At 30.8% G+C, this 1,790-nt stretch carries 2 protein-coding genes; both read right to left on the bottom strand.

What is annotated here, in order from left to right:
• Positions 1-1,244, bottom strand: a 1,244-nt coding sequence (locus VIL26_03260) for an O-antigen ligase family protein (protein HEY8389950.1), incomplete at its 3' end; no start/stop codon positions are given.
• A gap of 117 nt (positions 1,245-1,361) precedes the next feature.
• On the bottom strand, positions 1,362-1,790 hold a 429-nt coding region (locus tag VIL26_03255; GenBank protein HEY8389949.1), incomplete at its 5' end, for a glycosyltransferase.

Below are 1,790 nucleotides of genomic sequence, written 5' to 3'. Positions count from 1 at the left end.
TTTAAATTAAAAACCAGCGCCCCTAAAGCCAACCAAAACATTCTCGCATTATTAAGAGAAATACCTACCGAACCAAGCAAGAATATAATGATAATATCTCTTAGGATAATATTTTCTTTATCAATATTGCACATTCTATTAAATGTACTTTTAGCGATCATAAAAAATACATGCACAAACAATAATGTTGCCAGGACAATACCCCATTCAGTATATAACTGCAGGAAAGTATTATGAGCTATAACCCCTACTCCATACAATTTCTTAGCCAAACCTACATAAGTACCTATACCTATCCCCAATACCGGTGATAGTTTTAATAGATCAATTGATATCCCCCATGCAATATCACGGCCAGAACCACCTTCAGATATCGCTTTGCTGAAATCTAAAAAGAGAGATTCAATTCTCGAAAAGGCAGGTATATTTTGAGAAATATATACACTTAAAAAAGTTAAGCCACTTATCAAATAAGGCACTAATAAAAACAAAGCAACAAAAGAAACCATACAAATCGCCAGCGATATTAATCTTAACGCCGGCCTTCTTAAAAGTTCCTCCATTGCTACAAAAATTAAATAACATAGTAATGCAATAAAACCTGTCTTTGACCCAGAAGCTAAAACCGAAAGTAAAAAAGCAATTATAATTATTATCTTTTTAAATCTATTTAGAAAAACATTTCGCAGAAAATATGCCAATGCAGTTATTTGTAGAATTGAAAAATAGTTTGGGTCATTCATTAAACCCTTTAGCCTGACATTACCGTAAAATAATATTTTTGAAAATAATGTTATATTCAAAAAGTCAAAAAGAACTCCTATTATTCCAATAAATAGAGCAAAGAAAGAATAATATTTTAATGTGAAATCTGTTAATCTTAATCTTGACATATTATACCCTACAACAAAATACAAAAAAACTGCTATTATTTTAATAAAATCACTAAATACCTTACGATAATCTGCCACGTAATTAAATCTAACAGGAACATAAGACACAGCAACAAAGGTAACAATAAATGAAACAACTAAAAAAAAGAAAAAATATTTAAAAGGCAAAAACAATTTATATTTAAAAATAAAGCAAATCAATACAATTACGCAAAAAAAATCGCTTAAGGAAATATTAACACCAAACATTACTCTTGCTTGATGTAATAGAATAGACATGGCTGCTATACAAAAAATAAATATATTGCCCAATTTTTCATCTTTTAACTCAACCCCTGCACTATTTATCAATTTTAAATTCACCATCCTCAATGCAAAAATCCAAAAATTAGCATTTAATTATTTTAAAATAATTGCTTGTCAATAGTTATTAACATGAAAATGCTGACAATAAAAGTTCACAATAAATCATATATAATCCCTATAAATCTCCTCCATATACTTTATTACATTCTCTAGCGAATATTCTTTTATCATTTCCAAATTTGCACGACCAAATTTTGTTCTTAACTCCTGCGAATTATACAGTTTCTCAATTGCATCAGCAAAAGCATCTATATCATCTAACACAACCACAAATCCGTTTTCTCCATTGGCAACTAAATCCCGGTTCCCTCTACAATCTGTAACCACAAGGGGTAACCCTGTTGCCATTGCCTCCATAACGTTAACCGGCAACCCTTCTTGCCTCGAGGATGAAACAGCAACATCAGCAATAGCCATAAGATTTGGAACATCTTTTCGATACCCCAAAAAATGAATATGATCTTTTAATTTCAAATCTCTCACTTGCTGCTTATAATCTTCAATTAGCTTCCCAGCACCAACAAGCAGAAG

It is taken from the genome of Clostridia bacterium, assembly GCA_036562685.1.
Taxonomy (GTDB): Bacteria; Bacillota; Clostridia; order Christensenellales; family DUVY01; genus DUVY01.
Note: the sequence above shows the minus strand (reverse complement) of the source record. Positions and strands in the feature narration are given on the sequence as shown.